The following is a 20,506-nucleotide window of genomic DNA, read 5'->3' as shown; positions in this document are numbered from 1 at the left end:
CTAGCCCAGTAATCTGCGGATCAGTCTGGCGATGATCCAACCCAGGATCGCCCCGCCACCTACTGCCCAAACCGGGTTGATGAATTCCATGTAATGGGTGTTGACGTAGGCCACGCCAAGCAGACCGCCCAGAACCGGCAATGTGTACCCAAGCCAGGTCAGCACATCATCCTTACGGATGCGGGTTCCGGGTGACCGCGTCATTACCCAACCGAACCTTCAAGTGAGATGGCCACCAACTGCTGTGCTTCCATCGCAAACTCCATTGGAAGCGCCTGAAGCACATCTTTGCAGAATCCGTTGACCACCAGCGCTACGGCTTCTTCTTCGTCCATGCCGCGCTGACGGCAGTAGAACAGCTGATCGTCATCCACTTTTGACGTCGTCGCCTCGTGCTCAACGCGGCTCGAGTTGTTCTTGACCTCGATATAGGGAACCGTATGTGCACCGCATTTGTCGCCGATCAGCAGACTGTCACACTGCGTGTAGTTCCGGCTGTCCTTGGCTTTCGGGTGCATCGACACTAGCCCACGATAGGTGTTCTGGGCCTTGCCCGCGCTGATGCCCTTGGACACGATGCGCGACTTGGTATTCCTGCCCAGATGAATCATCTTGGTGCCGGTGTCGGCCTGCTGATAATTGTTGGCTATCGCGATAGAATAGAACTCCCCCTGGCTTTCATTGCCGCGCAGGATGCAGGACGGGTATTTCCATGTCACGGCCGATCCGGTTTCCACCTGTGTCCACATCACCTTGGACCGGTCACCCCGGCAGTCGGCGCGTTTGGTCACGAAGTTATAGATACCACCCTTGCCGTTTTCATCCCCCGGAAACCAGTTCTGAACGGTCGAGTATTTCACCTCAGCATCTTCTTCGACGATGATCTCGACCACAGCGGCATGCAGTTGCGCCGTGTCGCGCTGGGGTGCGGTACAGCCTTCCAGATATGAGACGTACGAGCCCTTATCAGCAATGATCAGGGTGCGTTCGAACTGGCCCGTGTTCTCGGCGTTGATCCGGAAATAGGTGCTTAGTTCCATCGGGCAGCGAACCCCCGGCGGGATGTAGACGAACGAACCATCCGAGAATACGGCCGAGTTCAGTGTCGCATAGAAGTTGTCCGATACGGGAACCACGGTTCCCAGGTACTTCTTGACCAATTCGGGATGCTCTTTGATCGCCTCAGAGATCGAGCAGAAGATCACGCCTGCCTTTTTCAGTTCGGCCTGAAAAGTCGTGCCCACGGAAACCGAGTCAAACACTGCATCGACTGCCACCTTGCGGCCTTCGGCAGGTGCATCCTCAGCCCCTTCAACACCAGCCAGAATCATCTGTTCTTTCAGAGGGATACCAAGCTTCTCGTAAGTGGCGAGCAGCTTTGGATCAACCTCATCCAAAGATTTGGGTTTCTCTTCCATCGATTTGGGGCGGGCATAGTAATACTGGTTTTGAAAATCGATTGGCGGATAGTGAACCATCGCCCATTTGGGTTCTTCCATTTTGGTCCAACGCTCGAACGCGGCCAGACGCCATTCGGTCATCCACTCGGGCTCATCGTTTTTCCCCGAGATCAGACGGACGATATCCGGGTTCACGCCTTTGGGCGCGTATTCCATCTCGATATCGGTATCCCAGCCATATTTGTATGTGCCGACCTCGCGAACCGCGTCCACGGTTTCCTGATCGACACCTTCTTTTACCTGGGTCTGGTCCAAAGCGGCCATGACTTACCCTCCGTCAGATCACGCAGCCCGCGCGCGATGCTTTTTCTCTTTTTCAAGCCACGTTTCGGCGAAACGCAGCACATCTTCTTCAGTCGTCTCTGGCCCCAGCGATACGCGGATTGCGCATGACGCCACCGTCTCATCAAATCCCATTGCCGTCAGAACCCGACTGGTTTTGACCTTGCCGCTGGAACAGGCGGATCCCGCACTGATGGCAAAGCCAGACAAATCCATCTGCATCACCTGCGTTTCGCCTTTCCAGCCGGGCGTCGCGAAACACAGGGTATTCGGGAGTCGCTCCTGATCTTTCCCGACAAAAATAGTAGATATTGCACCAGCCTCAAGGGCGTTATCTAGAATATTTCTAAGTTCTCTGACTTTTTCCCATACTCCATCCGCCAGATCGCGCTGAGCAGCCTCGGCAGCCGCGCCAAATCCGGCAATGCCCACCACATTTTCAGTACCAGATCTTCGGCCCATTTCCTGTCCGCCACCGCTGGCCAAAGGTTCGATATCGATACCTTGCCGCAGGATCAAAGCGCCAACACCTTTTGGCCCGCCAATCTTATGCGCCGACAGGATCGCCATATCAGCGCCGCTCCAGGCGAAGGAAAATGGAATGCGTCCGACAACCTGCGTAATATCCAGCAACAGCCAGTCCGCGCGCCGCGCGCCATAGGGCCACTGGTTCTCAACTTTCTGTGGCGGCTGCGTGATGACTCCGGTTTCGGAGTTCGCAAGCCCCATCGCCAATATGTGCCCAGGGCCAAAGGGATGCTCGCTACAATGGGTCAGATCGAAATGCGACCACAGCGCATCGTGGGCAGTGCTGTCGACAAAGACGTCGCAGCCTTCGGGGCGATTTTGCAGAACCCGCGCCGCTTCAGTTGCGCCAGAGGTAAATATGACCTCTTGCGGACGGCAACCGACGGCCTCGGCGACCTGCGCCCGCGCGCGTTCGACCAGCGCTTTTGCGGCACGTCCTTCCGCATGAACAGATGACGGGTTCCCGACCACATCCATCGCCGCGATCATTGCCTCGCGCGCTTCGCGTCGCAGCGGCGTAGTCGCGTTATGATCCAGATAAACACGTTTCATGAATACATCTTTTCCTGCACAGAACTCATATGCATGTTCGACTTACCCAGCTCATTCATCGACGACGGAAAACAGGCTTGGAACTGCCGGGCAAGGCGCAAGGTCGTTTCTGATCACATCCGACAGGCGCGTCTGGTGCAGGAAGACATAAACATGCGCGCTCAGGCTTTCCCACAAGCGGTTCGTCAGGGATTGCGCCCTGCTACCCGATGACGCACCGGATGCTCCGGCCCCTTTTTGCAGCGCATCAACTGTCTCATCCACAGCGGCCAGAACCTCGACCACGCGAATCTCGGACGCGGGGCGTGCAAGACGATACCCCCCTCCGGGCCCACGGACAGAAGCAACCAGTTCCGCGCGACGCAGCTTGACGAAAAGCTGCTCAAGATACGGCAGAGAAATGTCCTGCCGTTCCGAGATTTCGCCCAGGGTTACCAGCCGGTCTGTTGGCTGAAGCGCAATATCCGCCAAAGCGACCATCGCGTAACGCCCTTTGGTCGAAAGCTTCATGCCCTGCCCCCTTTTAGCCGGATCTGCGCGAAATCATTGACGCCGACGCTGCCAGTGCGTATCTCCGACTGACAGCGCGATTGCGCCAAGCAATGTAATTAGAACCGTTCTAAGGTGTCCGACGATTATAGTCAAGTATATCCGGATACCCGCACGAAAATGACAGGACCAAAGCACACATGCCCGAGGTGATTTTTCCCGGACCCGAAGGCCGCCTGGAAGGCCGTTACCACCCGCAAAAGGAAAAAGACGCACCGATCGCTATCGTGCTTCACCCGCATCCTCAGTTCGGCGGGACCATGAACAACAAGGTGGTCTATAACCTGCACTATGCCTTTTACAACATGGGCTTCACAGTGCTGCGCTTTAACTTCCGCGGCGTCGGTCGCAGCCAGGGCGAATATGATCAAGGTGTTGGCGAGCTGAGCGATGCGGCATCTGCGCTGGATTACCTTCAATCCATGAACAACAACTCGAAACACTGTTGGGTTGCGGGCTTTTCGTTTGGGGCGTGGATTGGAATGCAGTTGCTGATGCGCCGCCCCGAAATCACGGGTTTCATCAGCGTGTCGCCGCCTGCAAACATGTATGACTTTTCCTTCCTTGCGCCCTGCCCGTCTTCGGGCCTGATCATCAACGGATCGGCTGACCGTGTGGCACCACCAGCGGATACCACCGCGCTGGTCAACAAATTGCACGAGCAAAAAGGGATCACGATCACCCATAACGAGGTTGAGGGCGCGGATCATTTCTTCCAGGATCGCCACATGGACACGCTGATCACAGATGTCAGCGACTATGTGAAACGTCGGCTGACCGAGAACACCCGCTAATGTCCGACACCATCACATCGCTCGCGGCCAAACTGGCCGAAGATACGATGAAGGTCATGGACGAAACCGGCGAAGACCGGTTCTTTGTGGAAGTGGGTGAAGTTCTTGGTGCGGCGTCTCAATCTCTGGAAGAGGCTTTCCTGACGGAAATCCGCGTGCGACTGGCTGAACGCAAGGCCAGACAATTCGTGATCAAGCGCCTCGCTTCGCATCGCGCGAAACTCAAGGCGATTGAAAAGCAATGACCGATCGCCTGGTTGCGCAGGTCGCATTTCTGAAACGGGCCGACAATCTGAAACTGGTCGAGCGGGCAAATGTCCTGCTTGACCAGTCAAGGCCCGAAAACTCCGCCGAACACAGCTGGCACTTGGCTTTGTGGGCAATGGTCATGGCGCCACTGGCCGGGCCGGACATCTCGGTCGACCGGGTCATCCGCATGTTGCTGCTGCATGATCTGGTCGAGATCGTGACAGGTGATCACCCGATTCACCTCAACACGGATTGGGATACCGTGGCCGAGGCTGAACAGGCCGCAGCACAGGAATTGTTTGGCCTGTTGCCCGACGAACAGGCACAGGAATTTCTTTTTCTCTGGCACGAGTTCGAGGCGGACCAGACCCCGGATGCCCGGTTCGCCAAGATTCTGGATCGCTGCCAGCCGCTGTTTCAGGTTCTGTGCGCCACTGACCCGCGACAGGATCATGTGGAAATTGCGCGGTCGAACCTGGCGGGTGGGCGCGCAGCTTACCTGGCCCATGCCTTTCCACTGGCCCACCAGCATGCCACAAACCTCTTGACCAAGTCCGACCCTCAGGATGACGCATTCACGAAAAGATTGGCGTTTCTCACAGAAGCGGACCAGTTGAAATCCGTTCTGCGCGCGTCACGCCTGATGGCCAGTGACCGGTTCGAAAACTCGGCGGAACATTCGTGGCATGTCATGCTCTACGCCTGGGTATTGTCGGAATACGCGCATTCGGATGTTCAAGTGGACCGAATCCTCCAGATGTTGCTTTTGCACGATGTTGTCGAAATCGACGCGGGCGACCACCCGATCCACGGACTTGTCGACCACGCGGAACAAGAAGCCAAGGAACAGGCCGCCGCCAAACGACTGTTTGGCCTTCTGCCTGACTGTCAACACAGGTCATTTACTGAACTATGGCGCGAGTTTGAGGCGGCTGAAACCCCGGAAGCCAGATTTGCAAAGGCTGTTGACCGGTTTCAAACACCCATAGCAAATCTGGAAACAGGTGGCGGATCATGGGTCGAATACAAAGTAAAATTCGATCAGATTGTAACACGTGTCCGACCAGCTATTGCAGCGGGAGCACCTCAGCTGTGGGACTGGCTGCAACCGCAACTGGTTGTGCATTTTGAACATGTCGAAACACCCGATCCTCAAACATAAAAAAGGAGCCTGAAGGCTCCTTTTTTCTTGCTTGGTTTCTAGCGGCGTTCAAAAAACACTACTACCATCAAACTGTTGAACCACGTTGGCTGCATTCACTTCGACGGACCCCCCGTCAGCAAGCCACCCAATCGCCACTATCAGACCCGAAGCAAATATGATTGATTTCGCAAATAACGTCATCGCTCAAAACTCATTAACAAAAATAAAAAATATAGGGCGAATATTACATTCATTCGATTGAAAAAACAGTCAGGTATACCTGACCCAAGGTAATCTTGTAGACTGCATGGCGGTCGACGTATTTCACTCACGAAGATCGCCACCAAGCCGCCCGACCCACCCTTTTCGAGGTACTCAAATGCCCCAAGCCTATCTGTATCTGTTACTGGCAGTGCTGGCGGAAACCATTGGCACGACGGCCTTGCAAGCCAGCCAGCAGTTTTCGCGGTTCTGGCCATCAGTGATCGTTGTCGTTGGGTACGCGTTTGCGTTTTACCTCATGGCGCTAACGCTGAAATTCATGCCTGTCGGTATTGTTTATGCAATCTGGTCCGGTCTCGGTATATTCCTGATCGCCGTGATCGGATTCATCGTGTTCGGCCAAAGGCTGGACTGGCCTGCGATCCTGGGGTTGACGTTGATATTGTCCGGAATCCTGATCATTCACCTCTTTTCAAAGACTGCCGGGCACTGAAGGCCGGTTAGGGCTGGTATATTTTGCCGCGCCGCGTTATGCGCGCGGCAACTTCCCGTTCAAAGGCTGACCTCTCATGGACCTGCGCAACATCGCAATCATCGCTCACGTGGACCACGGCAAAACGACCCTGGTGGACGAGCTGCTTAAACAATCCGGTGCATTCCGGGAAAATCAGGCCGTCGCGGAACGCGCCATGGACAGTAACGACCTGGAGCGTGAACGCGGCATCACCATCCTGGCCAAGGCCACCTCGGTTGAGTGGAAAGACACACGCATCAATATTGTCGACACCCCTGGCCACGCCGATTTCGGCGGCGAGGTCGAGCGCATCCTCAGCATGGTCGACGGTGTTGTTCTTTTGGTGGACGCCGCAGAAGGCCCAATGCCCCAGACCAAGTTTGTAACGTCCAAGGCACTGGCGCTGGGCCTACGCCCGATCGTGGTTCTGAACAAGGTCGACAAGCCGGATGCCGAACCGGATCGCGCGCTGGACGAATGCTTTGACCTGTTCGCCAATCTCGGCGCGGATGACGACCAGTTGGATTTTCCTTCAATGTACGCCTCGGGCCGTTCGGGCTGGGCGGATATGGAGTTGGACGGTCCCCGCAAAGACTTGAGCGCGCTATTCGACCTGATCGTCGATCATGTCCCTGCCCCGAAGCAGGTCGATCACAAAAATGAACCCTTCCGGATGCTGGCCACGACACTGGGCAGCGACCCTTTCATCGGTCGTATCCTGACCGGTCGTGTGGAAAGCGGTACGCTGAAGGCTGGCGACAGCCTCAAGGCGCTCAGCCGCGATGGTTCGGTCATCGAAAACTTCCGCGCCACGAAAATCCTGGCGTTTCGGGGACTGGCCCAGCAGCCCATTGATGTGGCCGAAGCAGGCGACATCGTGACCATCGCTGGCATGAGCAAAGCCACCGTAGCGGATTCACTGGTTGCCCCTCAGGTCACTGAGGCCCTGCCCGCGCAGCCCATCGATCCACCGACCATTACCGTGACCTTCGGTATCAATGATTCTCCGCTAGCAGGCCGTGACGGCAAAAAAGTTCAATCACGCGTCATTCGAGACCGCCTGATGAAGGAAGCCGAGTCGAACGTCGCCATCCGTGTCACCGACACCCCCGGCGGCGAGGCGTTCGAAGTTGCGGGCCGCGGAGAGCTGCAAATGGGCGTTCTGATCGAGAACATGCGCCGAGAAGGCTTTGAGCTTAGCATCTCGCGCCCGCAGGTTCTGTTCCGTGAGGAAGGTGGGCAGCGGCTTGAGCCCATCGAAGAAGTCACTATCGACGTGGATGACGAATATTCTGGTTCCGTTATCGAAAAGATCACCGGCGCCCGCAAAGGTGAACTGGTCGAGATGCGCCCGGCTGGTACCGGCAAGACGCGGATCATCGCCCATGTCCCGTCCCGTGGTCTGATTGGTTACCACGGCGAATTTCTGACCGACACGCGCGGTACCGGTGTACTGAACCGTGTGTTCCACGATTGGGCGCCACATAAGGGGCAAATTCCGGGCCGTCGCGCAGGCGTTCTGATCTCGATGGAGAAAGGTCAGGCTGTGGCTTATGCGCTGTGGAACCTGGAAGAACGTGGCCGTATGTTTGTTGGTCCGCAAACAGACGTATATCAGGGTATGGTGATCGGCGAACACTCGCGAGACAACGATCTGGAAGTGAACCCGCTCAAAGGCAAGAAGTTGACAAACGTGCGCGCCAGTGGATCCGACGACGCGGTCCGCCTGACGCCGCATATTCAGTTCTCACTGGAAGAGGCAATTGCCTATATCGACGATGATGAACTGGTGGAAGTTACACCAAACGCGGTGCGCCTGCGGAAGCGTTTTCTTGACCCGCACGAGCGTAAGCGGATGGCCAAATCTGCCTAGAACACCCTCAGGTTGCAAACTGACCAAACGGAAACAATGGCAATAGTGTGGCATATTTGCTTCCAATACGACAAAAGACGAAATCAGAAAAACCGGGCTCACTGCCCGGTTTTTATTTGAAAACTAACACCTTTCTCCGCATGGTTGAAAATTTCCGCCCCGGGCCTCACCAACAAGATATTGTAGGCGCCCTCGAATTATGGTCAAAACACGTCAGAAGTGTGACGTCCTTCACAAACACCGATATGGGAATGGTGCATAGAAGGACGTAGTTTAGTTATCGAGTTCCAAGGAGTTCAAAATGGGTAATAGAGCTCGCAAGTTTCCACTGTTTTTTATTGCGACAACTTTTCTGCTTTCACCTGCCGGTGAAACCTTTGCCGCTGGGACATGTACGGTTGCAACAGCACGGCAATCCGCTGCGTCCGCGCAGGTTTTGTGCGAATGCGATGCTGTGACATCCGGCATGATCCGCTACATTCAACGCCGTCATGACTTCGATCAGATTCTGGCGCGCGTCGGTGCAGAATGCGCCCCGCTGGCAGGTCTGCTAAGTGACTTCCCGACCGCATCGATCGGTGTCTCAGACCAGAGATCCGGCGACGGACCTTCCCAGGAAAATGGCACGCCCCCCAATGGTGGCGGCGGTAACCCAACCGGTGGCGAAGAACCTGGTGGTGAAGAACCCGGTGGTGAAGAGCCCGGTGGCGAAGAACCCGGTGGTGAAGAACCCGGTGGCGAAGAGCCCGGTGGAGAAGAACCCGGTGGCGAAGAGCCCGGTGGTGAAGAACCCGGTGGTGAAGAGCCCGGTGGTGAAGAACCCGGTGGTGAAGAGCCCGGTGGTGAAGAACCCGGTGGCGAAGAACCCGGTGGCGAAGAACCCGGTGGCGAAGAACCCGGTGGAGAAGAACCCGGTGGGGAAGAACCCGGTGGTGAAGAGCCCGGTGGTGAAGAGCACGAAGAAGACTGATAAAGACGAAACCGAATACCAGCGAACCGGCCCTAGGAACGCGGAGCATATTCGATAGAAAAAACTCTGCTGGTCGAGGCTTCGGGGCTGGAATACGTCGATACGCAAAACGTTCGGATTAATCCGTCCAAGCGTAAGGTCAAAGACTACACTCTTGGGCGCAGACCAAATCTGCGTCCAAGGGTAAGATTTTGGGTAGGTAAATATACCGCTGAGGTCAGCTGCGCCCGTAAACGCCGACCCATTGACTGGGCCGCTTCGGATCTTGCATGCGCAGGAACAAATAGCGCGTAGCTGTCCAGGGTTTGATCCGGTTTGTGAGATTGTCCAAGATCAGGTCGCCCTGCGCCGAGCGGTAGACCAGAACCGCATGAGGCGTCCGGCGTGTGTCCAGAACGGTCGCAATCAAAAGCTTACTTGGATCAACCCCGGCATGGATCAGATCCCTTTTCTTCAACAATGCAAAGTCTTCACAATCACCGCCTCTGGGTGTTGGCAAGGCCCATCGCTCACGCGTTTTGTACTGGGACTGATCCGTAACTTCCCGGGTCGACGCGTTTACGCGGCGATTCACTTGATTTACCACCGTCAGCTCTTGGTGGCTGGACAACGTGACCGAGCGTTTTGCAGTGCAAGCCCAGTTATATTGGTTGCATAGGTTGATTGCGCCTGAGGGCGGAGGTGAAGACGCAACGATTGGGATAAAGACGCCGTCGGATGCCTGCGCGACAGGTGCCGAGGCGATTACGCCGATACACACGGTGCAGATACCCAATGCGCGCGCCGCAACCGATGCAGGCACGGAAACACACCTCTTGGTTAAATTCGCTAATGAAATCATGCGAGTTCCCCGATCCGATGTTCTTCGAATGATTACATGGCCACCTGCACCACATTCTGTTTCTTGAAACTATCTGTGATCAGGTGTTACGCGCAATCTTTTGAGACCTTGCAAAGGAAACAGGGCAGAAATTCGTCCGAGAATCTGACAATTTCACGTAAGAATTTTGTTGGCGGGGCCACAATTCTGCCAGGACCCATTCGACAGAACAGGAGCATCAAAGGGTAAGTGATTGAATTAAAACAATTAAACAAAAAACAGCCCGCTGTCGCGGGCTAATCAGTATCAACCAAACATGACATAAGCCGAATCTTGCTTATTCACTGCCGGTTTTCTTGGAAATATCAGCGCCTTGGACGCAAGGCCCATATGTCACTCGGTGATTTCCACCACAACCAGTTCACGCTCACTTGCGCCGCGCGCGTGATTCAGGGCCTGCTGGTACTCATCCGAGTTATAGCATTCAACCGCAGCCTCCAGCGTTGGGAAGCGCGCCACTACGTTTCGTGGACGTTCCTTACCTTCCAGCTGAACGTACCGTGCAGCACGGGCGATAAACTCGCCCCCGTGCTTGGCGATGGCCGGTCCGGCCAGTTCCGCGTATTTGCCGTAAGCCTCAGTGTTCGTCACCGTGACATGCGCAATCCAAAGAGCAGCCATATTAACCTCCCAAAACCTGTTGTGCGGCCTTGATTGCCGCATCTGCATTTGATGCATCCTTGCCGCCGCCCTGGGCCATATCAGGACGACCGCCGCCGCCTTTTCCGCCCAACTCGATTACCGCAGCTTTGACAAGATCCACCGCCGAAATCTGTCCGGTCAGGTCTTCTGTCACACCAGCCGCAACGGCCGCCTTGCCGCCCGTATCCGCAATCAGCAACACCGCACCCGATCCAAGGCGGCTTTTGTGTTCGTCGATCAACGCAGGGAGGTCCTTACCTGAAACACCGCTAAGGGCTTGCGCCAGGAATTTCACACCATTTACATCCCGCGCCTCGGCACCACCGCCGTGACCGGCCCCACCAGCCATAGCCAGATCCCGGCGCAACTGAGCCACTTCGTTCTGCAAAGCCTTGCGTTCGTCCAGAAGGCTTTTCACGCGCGCCACAACGTCGTCCGGTTGCGCCTTCAGTTCTGATGCGACCTGAGCCAGACGTTGATCCTGTGCCGAAAGATAGCGGAAGGCTTCATCCCCGGTCAGCGCTTCGATCCGGCGCACACCTGCACTGCTGGCGCTGTCACCCAACACAACAAAGGTGCCGATATCACCTGTCTGGCGCACATGTGTACCGCCACAGAGTTCTATCGACCACGTATCGCCGTCATGGCCTTTGCCTGTTGGTGCCTTGCCCATGGAGACGACACGAACCTCGTCACCATATTTCTCGCCGAACAGGGCCTGCGCGCCCAATGCGCGCGCGTCGTCGGGTGTCATGACCCGGGTTTCAACAGTCGAATTCTGGCGGATGAAATCGTTCACCTCACGTTCGACTTTCTGGATTTCCTCCAGGCTCAGCGCTTTGGAATGACTGAAGTCGAACCGCAGACGATCCGCTGCGTTCAGCGAACCGCGTTGTGCTACGTGGTCACCTAGCGTTTCGCGCAGGGCTTCATGCAGCAGGTGCGTGGCCGAGTGATTGGCGCGAATGGCGGAACGGCGGGCGTGATCAACCTCAAGCTCTACCGCGTCGCCCTTGCAAACAACGCCGCTTTGAACCGCCACCTTATGAGCATAGACCTTGCCGTCGGCAAACTTCCTCGTGTCCTCCACGCGGCTCAGGTGATCGCGATCCTCCAGCCTACGCAACGCGCCAGTATCGCCGACCTGACCGCCGGCCTCCCCGTAGAACGGGGTCTGGTTCACGACGACCCAACCGCTGCTGCCCGCGTCGATCTTGTCGACCATTGCGCCATCAACAACCAAAGCGGCAACCTGCGCTTCGGCTTTCTCGGTATCGTAGCCCAGAAAATCCGTCGCACCGGCGGTATCCAGCACATCAAACCATACAACCTGATCCGCTGCTTCACCTGACCCGGCCCATGCAGCACGTGCCTTGGCCTTCTGTTCAGCCATCGCGGTGTCAAAACCGTCCGTGTCGACGCTCAGGCCCTTTTCACGCAGCGCATCCTGCGTAAGATCCAGTGGGAAGCCATACGTGTCGTAAAGCTTAAAGGCCGCTTCACCTGACAGGGGTGCCCCCTCAGAAAGCCCTGAAACCTCATCATCCAGCAACTTCAGACCACGGTCCAGTGTCTGCTTGAACCGGGTTTCTTCCAGCAGCAGCGTCTCTTCGATAAGCGGTTGCGCCTGTTTCAGTTCAGAATAATGCCCGCCCATCTGCTGCACCAGCGTAGGTACCAGGCGATGCATGACAGGATCCTTGGCGCCCAGCAGGTGCGCATGGCGCATGGCGCGGCGCATGATCCGGCGCAGAACATATCCCCGGCCGTCATTGCTGGGCATCACACCGTCTGCAATCAGGAACGAGGTCGACCGCAGGTGATCCGCGATCACCCTGTGATGCACGTTCTGGTCGCCATACGGGTCGACACCGGTCGCATCTGCCGAAGCCTCGATCAAGGTTTTGAACAAGTCGGTGTCGTAATTGTCATGGCTGCCCTGCAACAGCGCCCCAATCCGTTCAAGCCCCATACCTGTGTCGATGGACTGCATGTCAAGCTCGACCATCGAGCCATCTTCGAACTGCTCGTTTTGCATGAAAACGACGTTCCAGATTTCGATGAACCGGTCGCCATCTTCCTCGGGTGATCCCGGAGGGCCGCCCCAGATGTGATCGCCGTGATCATAGAAGATCTCGGTACACGGGCCGCAAGGTCCGGTCGGACCCATCTGCCAGAAATTGTCATTGGTGGCGATGCGAATGATCCGGTCCTCGGGCACACCGACCTTTTTCCAGATTTCAAAGGCTTCATCATCGGTATGATAGACGGTGGTCAACAGGCGGGTCTTGTCGATACCGAATTCCCTGGTGATCAGCTCCCAGGCAAATGGGATCGCTTCATGTTTGAAATAATCCCCGAATGAGAAGTTTCCCAGCATCTCAAAAAACGTATGGTGACGCGCCGTATAGCCAACATTGTCGAGGTCGTTGTGCTTGCCACCCGCACGCACACATTTCTGCGCCGTGGTGGCGCGTTTGTAATCGCGGGTTTCCAGACCGGTAAACAGGTTCTTGAACTGCACCATGCCTGAGTTCACGAACATCAGTGTCGGGTCATTGCGCGGCACCAGCGGGCTGGACGCGACGACCTCATGCCCTTGTTTTTCAAAGTAGTTCAGAAAAGTCGATCGGATGTCGTTCAGGGTTGGCATAGGGCTCTCTCGGCGCACATATATCTTGGTCTCCGTTGGTTTAGCCCCCTGTCAGGTGAGTGTCCACAGCAGAGGCACACAGGAACGAAACAAGGCGACCCGATCAGGCCGCCTTGTTTCAAGTGATACAGTCTTTGCGCAGATGTCAGGGGTTACCCACCTCAGGACATCAGGCCTCCAGAATATCGTCATCCTCGGCAACGCCTGGCGACATATCGAATTCCAGTCCATGCGCTGCGCGGATCTTGTCTTCGATGTCCAGCGCCACCCGGCTGTTTTCCCGCAGGTATTGTTTGGCGTTCTCACGCCCCTGCCCGATCCGCTCATCACCATAGCTGAACCAGGACCCGGACTTTTCGACAACACCAGCTTTAACACCTAAATCCAGCAATTCGCCCATCTTCGAGATGCCTTCGCCATACATGATATCGAACTCGACCTGCTTGAACGGCGGTGCGACCTTGTTCTTCACAACTTTGACGCGGGTCTGGTTCCCGACCACTTCATCCCGGTCCTTGATTGCGCCAATCCGGCGGATATCCAGCCGAACCGAGCTGTAGAATTTCAGCGCATTGCCACCGGTTGTGGTTTCCGGGCTGCCGAACATCACGCCGATCTTCATCCGGATCTGGTTGATGAAGATGACCATGCAGTTCGAGCGGCTGATCGAGCCTGTCAATTTGCGCATTGCCTGGCTCATCAGCCGGGCCTGTACACCCACGCTGCTGTCGCCCATGTCCCCTTCGAGTTCCGATTTCGGCGTCAGGGCAGCGACCGAGTCGACAACAACCATATTGACTGCGCCCGAGCGCACCAGAGTATCTGTGATTTCAAGCGCCTGCTCACCGGTGTCAGGCTGCGAGATCAGAAGCTCATCCAGATCAACACCCAGCTTGCGGGCATATTGCGGGTCCAGAGCGTGTTCCGCATCTACGAACGCGCAAACTCCGCCCCGCTTTTGCTGCTCAGCAATGCAATGAAGGGTCAAAGTGGTTTTACCCGAGCTCTCAGGCCCGTAAATCTCAACGATACGCCCCATCGGCAGCCCGCCGATACCCAGCGCGATATCCAGACCCAGCGACCCGGTCGAGCTCGCCTCGATGTCCTGCCGGGCATCTTCTCCCAGCTTCATGATCGACCCCTTGCCGAACTGCCGTTCGATCTGGGCCAGCGCACTGTCGAGCGCCTTTTGCTTGTCTGCGTTTTTCTTGTCGCTCATTGTCAGAAGATCCGCCATTGTCCTGTCGCCTTCCCTTTTGTCACACCCTTAATCGGGCGGCAATCGCTGCTTTGTTCGCCTCTTGTTCCTTATGAGATCAAAAAGAGAACATTTCAACTAAAACTTACAGAAATCAGTCTTCTGCAATTGTGTTAAAGAGTCGTTTACGACAATCTGCACAAGTAACATGGCAACCTTGGGAACCGATAAATGCTTGTTTTTTATAAAGAACGACTTGCTTTTCTTTCAGTCCCCAAGACCGGAAGCACGGCTTATCACACGGCGTTGCGTGACCGGGCCGATCTCATCGTGACACATCCGCCAGAGCTGAAACACGCCCCGGTGCGTCGGTATGACCGGTTTTTCCAGACCATGTTTCGAAAACTGTTTGATACCGAGATGGAAATTATGGCCGTTGTGCGCGAGCCGTTGGATTGGCTGGGCAGCTGGTACCGGTTTCGCAGTCGTGAAGACTTGATAGGTCAACCGCGCTCGACACGTGACATGAGTTTTGACGCATTCGTGCAAGCCTATTTGCTGGACACACGTCCCGAGTTCGCCAATGTCGGCAGCCAGGCGCAATTTTTCCGTACCCGCAACGACAGTTCTGGCGCTCGTCATATCTTCAAATACGAACATCAGGACAAGGTGTTGGACTTTCTGCAAACACGTCTGGACATGCAGATCGACCTGAAGCGCGAAAACGTATCGCCTCCGGGAGATTTGCATCTGTCACCTGCGACCGAACAGAAGTTTCGAAATGCCTTACCGGAAGAATTTGCGCTGCACAAAGCCGCATTATGATCCATCAATTGAGTTGTTGAAACACAGCCTCTGTCAATTGGTTGAGGGAAAACGGTTTGGGCAGGAAGGTTGAGTTGGCAATATCCGGACCGGTATCACCGAAAACGCCTTCGGTATACCCGGACACGAAGATCACACGCGCGTCCGGGCGCGTCTCCATGGCCTTGCGCACCCAAGTGGGCCCGTCCATTCCTGGCATGACAACATCTGTGACGAATACATCAACACTTAACGCGGAATCTTCAAGCAGTCGAAGCGCCTCTTCCGCCGAGTCCGCCTCGAGCACGGTGTAACCTTTCAGCCGCAGGGCGCGAGTCGCAAAGGCGCGAACAGGCGCCTCATCCTCGACCAGCAGCACCACGCCTTCGCCCTGCCTGGCGCTCTGGGCTTCGGGCTGGACTGGCGATTCAGTTTCGACCTCGGACGTCGTCGCGCAAACCGGAAGAAAGACAGTGAACTCGGTGCCCCGTCCAATTGCGCTGTCGACAAAGATAAACCCACCGGTTTGCTTTACGATCCCGTAGGCCGTTGACAACCCCAACCCGGTGCCCTCACCAGTTCGTTTCGTGGTGTAGAAGGGTTCGAAAATCTTCTGCAGCTTATCAGCTGGGATACCAACACCGCCATCCACAACCTTGACTGTCACATAGTCGCCCGGTTGTACGGTTGCCCTGTCCCGCATGAGAGGCTGCAAAAGGGTCAACACACTGGTTTCAATGCGAATTTCACCACCGTCCGGCATGGCATCTCGTGCGTTAACGACAAGGTTCATCAGCACCTGCTCAAGTTGACGCTTGTCCGCCCGCACGGGTTTGAGCACCGGATCGTGGCTCAGCGTCAATTGCACCTTCTCGCCAACCAAACGGTTCAGCAAGTGAATAAGATCCGATATCGTGTCACGCAGATCCAACACTTCGGGCCTGAGGGTCTGTTTTCGCGAAAACGCCAAAAGCTGACTGACCAGCGCGGCGGCCCGGTTGGCATTCTGATTGATCTGCACCAAATCCCCGTAATCCGGGTCATTCTGGTCATGGCGCAACAGCAGCAGATCGCAGTGACCGGAAATGGCCGTCAGCAGGTTGTTGAAATCATGTGCAACACCTCCGGCCAATTGCCCTACGGCCTGCATCTTCTGGCCCTGAACGAATTGAGCTTCGAGCGTCTTCAGTTCAGTCGCATCGTTCAGAACCGCGATCAGGCATATCTTTCCATCGACAAACACACGGCTCAGGGTGACTTGAACAAAGATTTCCTTGTCGTCCCTAATGAACTGCAAAAACTCTGATCGCTGCGTTTCTTCATGCGCCTCGGTTCGTTTCAACCAATCCAGCACAGGGCCCCCCACGCCCCGCATGATGTCGCTGATGTTACTGCCTTCAAGCTGCTTCTTTCCCAACAGTTTCGCCGCCAGCCGATTACTGTCCAGAATGATGCCGTCCTCGGAAAGTCTGAGGATTGGAACCGGAAGGTCAGAGAAGGACATGACCGCATCCTGTACGGGCATCTGCGTAATCGGTAACAAACAAAGGCTTCGTTCCGACCCGGATTGAGAAAATTCGGACACGGCTGCCAGAACATGACCATCGCGGGTCCTGACTGCGTTGACAGCCCCGGTCCGCGGTTCGGCTTCGCTGAAAATATCCTGCGCCCTGGCAGGGTGCGCACCAAACAAACGCTCGGCCGTGGCATTGACACGCAATACGTCACCTGCGCGTCCAAGGGTTACGACCGGCAAGCCAAGGGTTTGCCAGCTATCCTGTTGAACACAGCTAAAGTTCCAGTAGAACAGTCCCGGCCGCAATCGGTGCACGGAAACCGAAATAGTCCGATCGCCACCGGGAAACTCGCTCTGGGCGCTTCCTGTGGATTGCGCCCGCGATTGTAGGCTCAACAAGATCGCCGAAGGGTTAGCAAACCTGGAGCGCAAACAGCGGGCAAGGTTTTCGCCTCGTATGGCCCCCAGCTTTTTGTCCGCCAGGACGTTCGCGGCCAATATGTCACCATACCCGTTTGAGATCACGACCGGAGCATCCTCGCGCTCTGCGAAAGCGGCCAAAAGGGCTGATATCTGTTGCAAATGCCTGTTCGCAATCGCCCCCTTGATCCCAAACAAGAGCGCCACAACCAAAAGGGAAATGCCTGTTGCCAGCAAACCTTTCGTCCAATCCGACGGCAGAAACCCAACCGCAGGTGCCAAGCTGATCAACAGCGCCACAAACATCAACGCCCCGATCCGAAACACCGATGGAGTATTGGCGGCTGAAGGGGCTGGAACAAATTCAGTGATGTCAGGCATAAACGGCTCGGGCACAGGTTTTTGCGGTAATAACAGGTAGAGTTGGTTAACACTCGCCTAACGGCGCTAAAAAACAAATCAGCTACCCTGGGTTGTATTTACCGAAAGATCAGCGCGTCAAGTGTGACGTAAAGAACCCGTCGGACCCGCGTGTTACCTGCCATGCCTGCCGGAAGGTTTCACGCCAGCCCGCATGTTGCGCCAGAAACCTGTCGACAACCGCATCGTTCTCGTCGGCAAGAACCGAGCATGTCGCATATGCCAGCACTCCACCTGCTTGGACCAATGGCGTGATATCTGCGAGAATTTCAGCCTGAATGACCGTGAGTTCTTGCAAACGTTCTTCAGTCAACGCCCATTTGCCTGCCGGTGCGCGCCGCCACGAACCGCTGCCAGAACACGGGGCGTCAGCCAAAATGACGTCAAAAGGCCCGTGACCAGCAAGTTCCGCGCTGTTCAGGATGGTTATTCTGGCCCCTGCCCGTTCTGCCCGAGCCGGAACATCCTTCATTCGGCGCGCGTTCACATCATGAGCGTAAACCTCGACACCCTTGTTGGCCGCAATCGCAAGCGACTTGCCACCGCCCCCGGCGCAATAGTCCAAAACGCGCATTCCAGGGCGCAGATCCAAGGAAGCAACAACCGCCTGACTTGCCGCATCCTGAAGCTCGACCAAACCCTGAGCGTATGCCTGGCTTTGCGCAACCCGACGCGCGCCCTCTGTCACCTCCAGAGCAGTTTCACAAATCGGCGTTGGACGGGCTGAAATACCGTCGGTCGCCAAAGCATCAATCGCCCGGGTTACATCCGTTTTCAACAAGTTGACCCGCAGAAAAACCGGGGCGCGTTCCTGCAATGCCAATGCGCAAGGAACGGCGGCATCGTTCAAGGATGAGACGAGCTTTGGCCACAGCCATTCGGGAAAATCATATCTCTCGGCTTCGGATGCAAAATCCCTTGATACTTCGTCATTTTGAAGGGCTTCGGGCGCGTGGCGGTCGCCGGTAAACAACTCAACCGGATCTTCACCCGATGCGCGAATGGCGCCGATCATCAGGCCGCGACCAGCTCCGGAACCACCCAACGCAGCAAACGAGCGTTTGCACCGCAAAGTGTCAAACACATGATCGCGAATAGCTGCCCGATCCTTGGAGCCCGCAAACCTGCTGCGCCGCGCCCAGCCGGTCAGCGCCTTTTCAACCGGGGCCCCGGCGAGAATTTCATCCAGAATTTCAATCGAGGCCTGAACGCGGGCAGCAGGTGTCATCACGGATTACCTTGGCTGAAAAAGGCCGTGACAGGCCAATCCAAAATCACTACGGCACCCCGTGCTAGGGTGCCGTATGTCATGCGCAACGGCTTACATCACCCGGTAGTTCGGGCTTTCACGTGTGATCTGAACATCGTGTACGTGGCTCTCTTTCAGACCTGCGCCCGTGATCTTCACGAATTGGCAGTTTCTGCGCATCTCTTCGACAGTCGCGCAGCCGGTGTATCCCATCGCAGCGCGCAAACCACCAACAAGCTGGTGGATCACTGCACTGGCTGATCCTTTGTAAGGAACCTGCCCTTCGATCCCTTCGGGTACCAGCTTGTCATTTGCCGCGTCCTTCTGGAAATACCGATCCGCCGATCCGCGCGCCATCGCGCCAAGACTGCCCATACCGCGATAGGATTTGAACGACCGGCCCTGATACAGAATGACCTCACCCGGGCTTTCGTCTGTGCCCGCGATCATCGAACCCACCATGGCGCACGACGCACCGGCGGCAATTGCCTTGGCAAAATCGCCCGAAAACTTGATGCCACCATCCGCAATGACCGGAACATCCCCCGCCGCGGCGGCACAATCACTGATCGCGGTCAACTGAGGGACACCAACGCCCGCCACCATGCGTGTTGTACAGATCGAGCCGGGGCCAATACCCACCTTGATGGCGTCAGCACCTGCGTCGATCAGCGCCTTGGTCGCCTCGCCTGTAGCAACGTTTCCGGCAATGATCTGAACCTCGTTCGACAGGGTTTTGACCCGTCTCACCGCATCCAGCACGCCCTGAGAGTGACCATGCGCCGTATCGACCACAATGATATCAACGCCCGAAGCTACCAGCTGCTCGGACCGCTCAAAACCCGCGTCTCCAACCGAAGTCGCGGCAGCCACTCGCAGGCGGCCAAGCCGGTCTTTGCACGCTGTTGGGTTCAGAACCGCCTGCTCGGTGTCTTTCAACGTTAGCAGACCTGTAAGTTTACCCGTGCCATCAACCACAAGCAATTTTTCGATACGACGGGCCCGCATCAGGCTTTTAGCCTCTTCCAGATCGGCGGGTTCTTTCAGCATTGCCAGGTTTTCCGAGGTCATCATCGCCTTGATCGGTGTGTTGTCGGAATTGGCAAAGCGCATATCCCTGTTGGTCACGATACCAACAACGCGGCCATCCGCGTCAACTACCGGGAAACCGGTAAAATTATAGCGCTCGACCAGAGCCTTCGCATCGGCCAGGGTTTGATCCGCGCGCAAGGTAACAGGGTTGTAGACGATACCCGACTCGAACCGTTTGACGCGGCGAACTTCGCGAGACTGCTCTTCTACGGAAAGGTTCTTGTGGATGACCCCGATACCGCCTGCCTGTGCCATGGCAATGGCCATGCGCGCCTCGGTCACCGTGTCCATGGCCGAGCTCAGCAGCGGGATGTTCATGGTAATCTCACGCGTGACACGCGTGGTGGTGTCCGCTGTTGCCGGCAGCACTGAAGATGCGGCCGGAACCAGAAGAACGTCGTCAAAGGTGAGTGCCTCACGAATCTGCATCTGAATACCCCATGCAAAAGCCCGTTTGGCGGTGACCCTATTGCATGGATTGAACCAAAGGAAAAG

General features: G+C 56.2%; 18 protein-coding genes. 7 read left to right on the top strand and 11 right to left on the bottom strand.

Annotated features, from left to right (window positions below; genetic code table 11):
* Genes ACR0EK_RS02390 through iscR form a run of 4 tightly spaced genes read right to left on the bottom strand, consistent with a single transcriptional unit; the run spans position 1 to position 3,332 of the window.
* Complete coding sequence (locus ACR0EK_RS02390; protein ID WP_480564727.1) at positions 1-204, bottom strand: hypothetical protein; 204 nt, start codon at positions 202-204, stop codon at positions 1-3.
* On the bottom strand, positions 204-1,724 hold the full coding sequence (sufB, locus tag ACR0EK_RS02385) for a Fe-S cluster assembly protein SufB (protein WP_267365773.1): 1,521 nt from the start codon (positions 1,722-1,724) through the stop codon (positions 204-206). Before sufB ends, ACR0EK_RS02390 begins: the two co-directional genes overlap by 1 nt.
* 18 nt (positions 1,725-1,742) lie before the next feature.
* The gene (locus ACR0EK_RS02380; protein WP_480564724.1) at positions 1,743-2,822 is read right to left on the bottom strand and encodes a cysteine desulfurase family protein; all 1,080 of its coding nucleotides are present in this window, start codon (positions 2,820-2,822) and stop codon (positions 1,743-1,745) included.
* Positions 2,823-2,873: 51 nt separating this feature from the next.
* Positions 2,874-3,332: a Fe-S cluster assembly transcriptional regulator IscR gene (iscR, locus tag ACR0EK_RS02375; RefSeq protein ID WP_209596301.1), complete on the bottom strand. Its 459-nt coding sequence runs from the start codon at positions 3,330-3,332 to the stop codon at positions 2,874-2,876.
* A gap of 179 nt (positions 3,333-3,511) precedes the next feature.
* Here iscR and ACR0EK_RS02370 point away from each other — a divergent pair, with 179 nt between their 5' ends.
* The 6 genes from ACR0EK_RS02370 (at position 3,512) to ACR0EK_RS02345 (ending at position 9,195) form a co-directional block, all read left to right on the top strand.
* Positions 3,512-4,165 (top strand): alpha/beta hydrolase, encoded by a 654-nt coding sequence (locus tag ACR0EK_RS02370; protein ID WP_170424714.1) that lies wholly within the window; start codon positions 3,512-3,514, stop codon positions 4,163-4,165.
* Positions 4,165-4,410 (top strand): hypothetical protein, encoded by a 246-nt coding sequence (locus ACR0EK_RS02365; RefSeq protein ID WP_267366187.1) that lies wholly within the window; start codon positions 4,165-4,167, stop codon positions 4,408-4,410. Before ACR0EK_RS02370 ends, ACR0EK_RS02365 begins: the two co-directional genes overlap by 1 nt.
* On the top strand, positions 4,407-5,576 hold the full coding sequence (locus ACR0EK_RS02360; protein ID WP_480564721.1) for an HD domain-containing protein: 1,170 nt from the start codon (positions 4,407-4,409) through the stop codon (positions 5,574-5,576). Before ACR0EK_RS02365 ends, ACR0EK_RS02360 begins: the two co-directional genes overlap by 4 nt.
* Before the next feature lie 361 nt (positions 5,577-5,937).
* Positions 5,938-6,273, top strand: a complete 336-nt coding sequence (locus ACR0EK_RS02355; protein ID WP_267366185.1) for an SMR family transporter — start codon at positions 5,938-5,940, stop codon at positions 6,271-6,273.
* A gap of 76 nt (positions 6,274-6,349) precedes the next feature.
* The gene (gene typA, locus ACR0EK_RS02350; RefSeq protein ID WP_480564718.1) at positions 6,350-8,167 is read left to right on the top strand and encodes a translational GTPase TypA; all 1,818 of its coding nucleotides are present in this window, start codon (positions 6,350-6,352) and stop codon (positions 8,165-8,167) included.
* 620 nt (positions 8,168-8,787) lie between these two features.
* Complete coding sequence (locus ACR0EK_RS02345; protein WP_480564715.1) at positions 8,788-9,195, top strand: histone H1-like repetitive region-containing protein; 408 nt, start codon at positions 8,788-8,790, stop codon at positions 9,193-9,195.
* 159 nt (positions 9,196-9,354) lie between these two features.
* Here the strand turns inward: ACR0EK_RS02345 and ACR0EK_RS02340 are convergent, their stop codons facing one another.
* The 4 genes from ACR0EK_RS02340 to recA all read right to left on the bottom strand — a co-directional run bounded on the left by ACR0EK_RS02340 (position 9,355) and on the right by recA (position 14,549).
* Positions 9,355-9,939 carry a transglutaminase-like cysteine peptidase gene (locus ACR0EK_RS02340; protein ID WP_480505139.1) on the bottom strand — a complete coding sequence of 195 codons (585 nt, stop codon included), beginning with the start codon at positions 9,937-9,939 and terminating at the stop codon, positions 9,355-9,357.
* A gap of 411 nt (positions 9,940-10,350) precedes the next feature.
* Positions 10,351-10,638: a DUF1330 domain-containing protein gene (locus tag ACR0EK_RS02335; protein ID WP_480480870.1), complete on the bottom strand. Its 288-nt coding sequence runs from the start codon at positions 10,636-10,638 to the stop codon at positions 10,351-10,353.
* A gap of 1 nt (position 10,639) precedes the next feature.
* Positions 10,640-13,312, bottom strand: coding sequence for an alanine--tRNA ligase (gene alaS / locus ACR0EK_RS02330; protein WP_480564712.1), 2,673 nt, complete (start codon positions 13,310-13,312; stop codon positions 10,640-10,642).
* A gap of 169 nt (positions 13,313-13,481) precedes the next feature.
* A complete protein-coding gene (gene recA / locus ACR0EK_RS02325) occupies positions 13,482-14,549 on the bottom strand; it encodes a recombinase RecA (RefSeq protein WP_267366220.1) in 1,068 nt (355 codons plus the stop codon).
* 192 nt (positions 14,550-14,741) lie between these two features.
* On the opposite strand from recA, the gene ACR0EK_RS02320 reads away from it, so the two are divergent.
* Positions 14,742-15,335, top strand: a complete 594-nt coding sequence (locus ACR0EK_RS02320; protein WP_480564708.1) for a sulfotransferase family protein — start codon at positions 14,742-14,744, stop codon at positions 15,333-15,335.
* A gap of 4 nt (positions 15,336-15,339) precedes the next feature.
* Here the strand turns inward: ACR0EK_RS02320 and ACR0EK_RS02315 are convergent, their stop codons facing one another.
* The 3 genes from ACR0EK_RS02315 to guaB form a co-directional block, all read right to left on the bottom strand.
* Positions 15,340-17,631, bottom strand: coding sequence for an ATP-binding response regulator (locus tag ACR0EK_RS02315; RefSeq protein WP_480564705.1), 2,292 nt, complete (start codon positions 17,629-17,631; stop codon positions 15,340-15,342).
* 109 nt (positions 17,632-17,740) lie between these two features.
* Positions 17,741-18,898 (bottom strand): RsmB/NOP family class I SAM-dependent RNA methyltransferase, encoded by a 1,158-nt coding sequence (locus ACR0EK_RS02310; protein WP_480564702.1) that lies wholly within the window; start codon positions 18,896-18,898, stop codon positions 17,741-17,743.
* Between the two features lie 93 nt (positions 18,899-18,991).
* Positions 18,992-20,440, bottom strand: a complete 1,449-nt coding sequence (guaB, locus tag ACR0EK_RS02305) for an IMP dehydrogenase (RefSeq protein ID WP_480485596.1) — start codon at positions 20,438-20,440, stop codon at positions 18,992-18,994.
* Positions 20,441-20,506 lie beyond the last annotated feature (66 nt).

The organism is Ruegeria sp. AE4, assembly GCF_056542185.1.
Note: the sequence above shows the minus strand (reverse complement) of the source record. Positions and strands in the feature narration are given on the sequence as shown.

What these genes read in the sequence shown, in the direction of transcription:
- ACR0EK_RS02390 (WP_480564727.1), bottom strand. Translation starts at nt 204, where the DNA reads ATGACGCGGTCACCCGGAACCCGCATCCGTAAGGATGATGTGCTGACC.
- sufB (WP_267365773.1), bottom strand. Translation starts at nt 1,724, where the DNA reads ATGGCCGCTTTGGACCAGACCCAGGTAAAAGAAGGTGTCGATCAGGAA.
- ACR0EK_RS02380 (WP_480564724.1), bottom strand. Translation starts at nt 2,822, where the DNA reads ATGAAACGTGTTTATCTGGATCATAACGCGACTACGCCGCTGCGACGC.
- iscR (WP_209596301.1), bottom strand. Translation starts at nt 3,332, where the DNA reads ATGAAGCTTTCGACCAAAGGGCGTTACGCGATGGTCGCTTTGGCGGAT.
- ACR0EK_RS02370 (WP_170424714.1), top strand. Translation starts at nt 3,512, where the DNA reads ATGCCCGAGGTGATTTTTCCCGGACCCGAAGGCCGCCTGGAAGGCCGT.
- ACR0EK_RS02365 (WP_267366187.1), top strand. Translation starts at nt 4,165, where the DNA reads ATGTCCGACACCATCACATCGCTCGCGGCCAAACTGGCCGAAGATACG.
- ACR0EK_RS02360 (WP_480564721.1), top strand. Translation starts at nt 4,407, where the DNA reads ATGACCGATCGCCTGGTTGCGCAGGTCGCATTTCTGAAACGGGCCGAC.
- ACR0EK_RS02355 (WP_267366185.1), top strand. Translation starts at nt 5,938, where the DNA reads ATGCCCCAAGCCTATCTGTATCTGTTACTGGCAGTGCTGGCGGAAACC.
- typA (WP_480564718.1), top strand. Translation starts at nt 6,350, where the DNA reads ATGGACCTGCGCAACATCGCAATCATCGCTCACGTGGACCACGGCAAA.
- ACR0EK_RS02345 (WP_480564715.1), top strand. Translation starts at nt 8,788, where the DNA reads ATGGCACGCCCCCCAATGGTGGCGGCGGTAACCCAACCGGTGGCGAAG.
- ACR0EK_RS02335 (WP_480480870.1), bottom strand. Translation starts at nt 10,638, where the DNA reads ATGGCTGCTCTTTGGATTGCGCATGTCACGGTGACGAACACTGAGGCT.
- alaS (WP_480564712.1), bottom strand. Translation starts at nt 13,312, where the DNA reads ATGCCAACCCTGAACGACATCCGATCGACTTTTCTGAACTACTTTGAA.
- recA (WP_267366220.1), bottom strand. Translation starts at nt 14,549, where the DNA reads ATGGCGGATCTTCTGACAATGAGCGACAAGAAAAACGCAGACAAGCAA.
- ACR0EK_RS02320 (WP_480564708.1), top strand. Translation starts at nt 14,742, where the DNA reads ATGCTTGTTTTTTATAAAGAACGACTTGCTTTTCTTTCAGTCCCCAAG.
- ACR0EK_RS02315 (WP_480564705.1), bottom strand. Translation starts at nt 17,631, where the DNA reads ATGCCTGACATCACTGAATTTGTTCCAGCCCCTTCAGCCGCCAATACT.
- ACR0EK_RS02310 (WP_480564702.1), bottom strand. Translation starts at nt 18,898, where the DNA reads ATGACACCTGCTGCCCGCGTTCAGGCCTCGATTGAAATTCTGGATGAA.
- guaB (WP_480485596.1), bottom strand. Translation starts at nt 20,440, where the DNA reads ATGCAGATTCGTGAGGCACTCACCTTTGACGACGTTCTTCTGGTTCCG.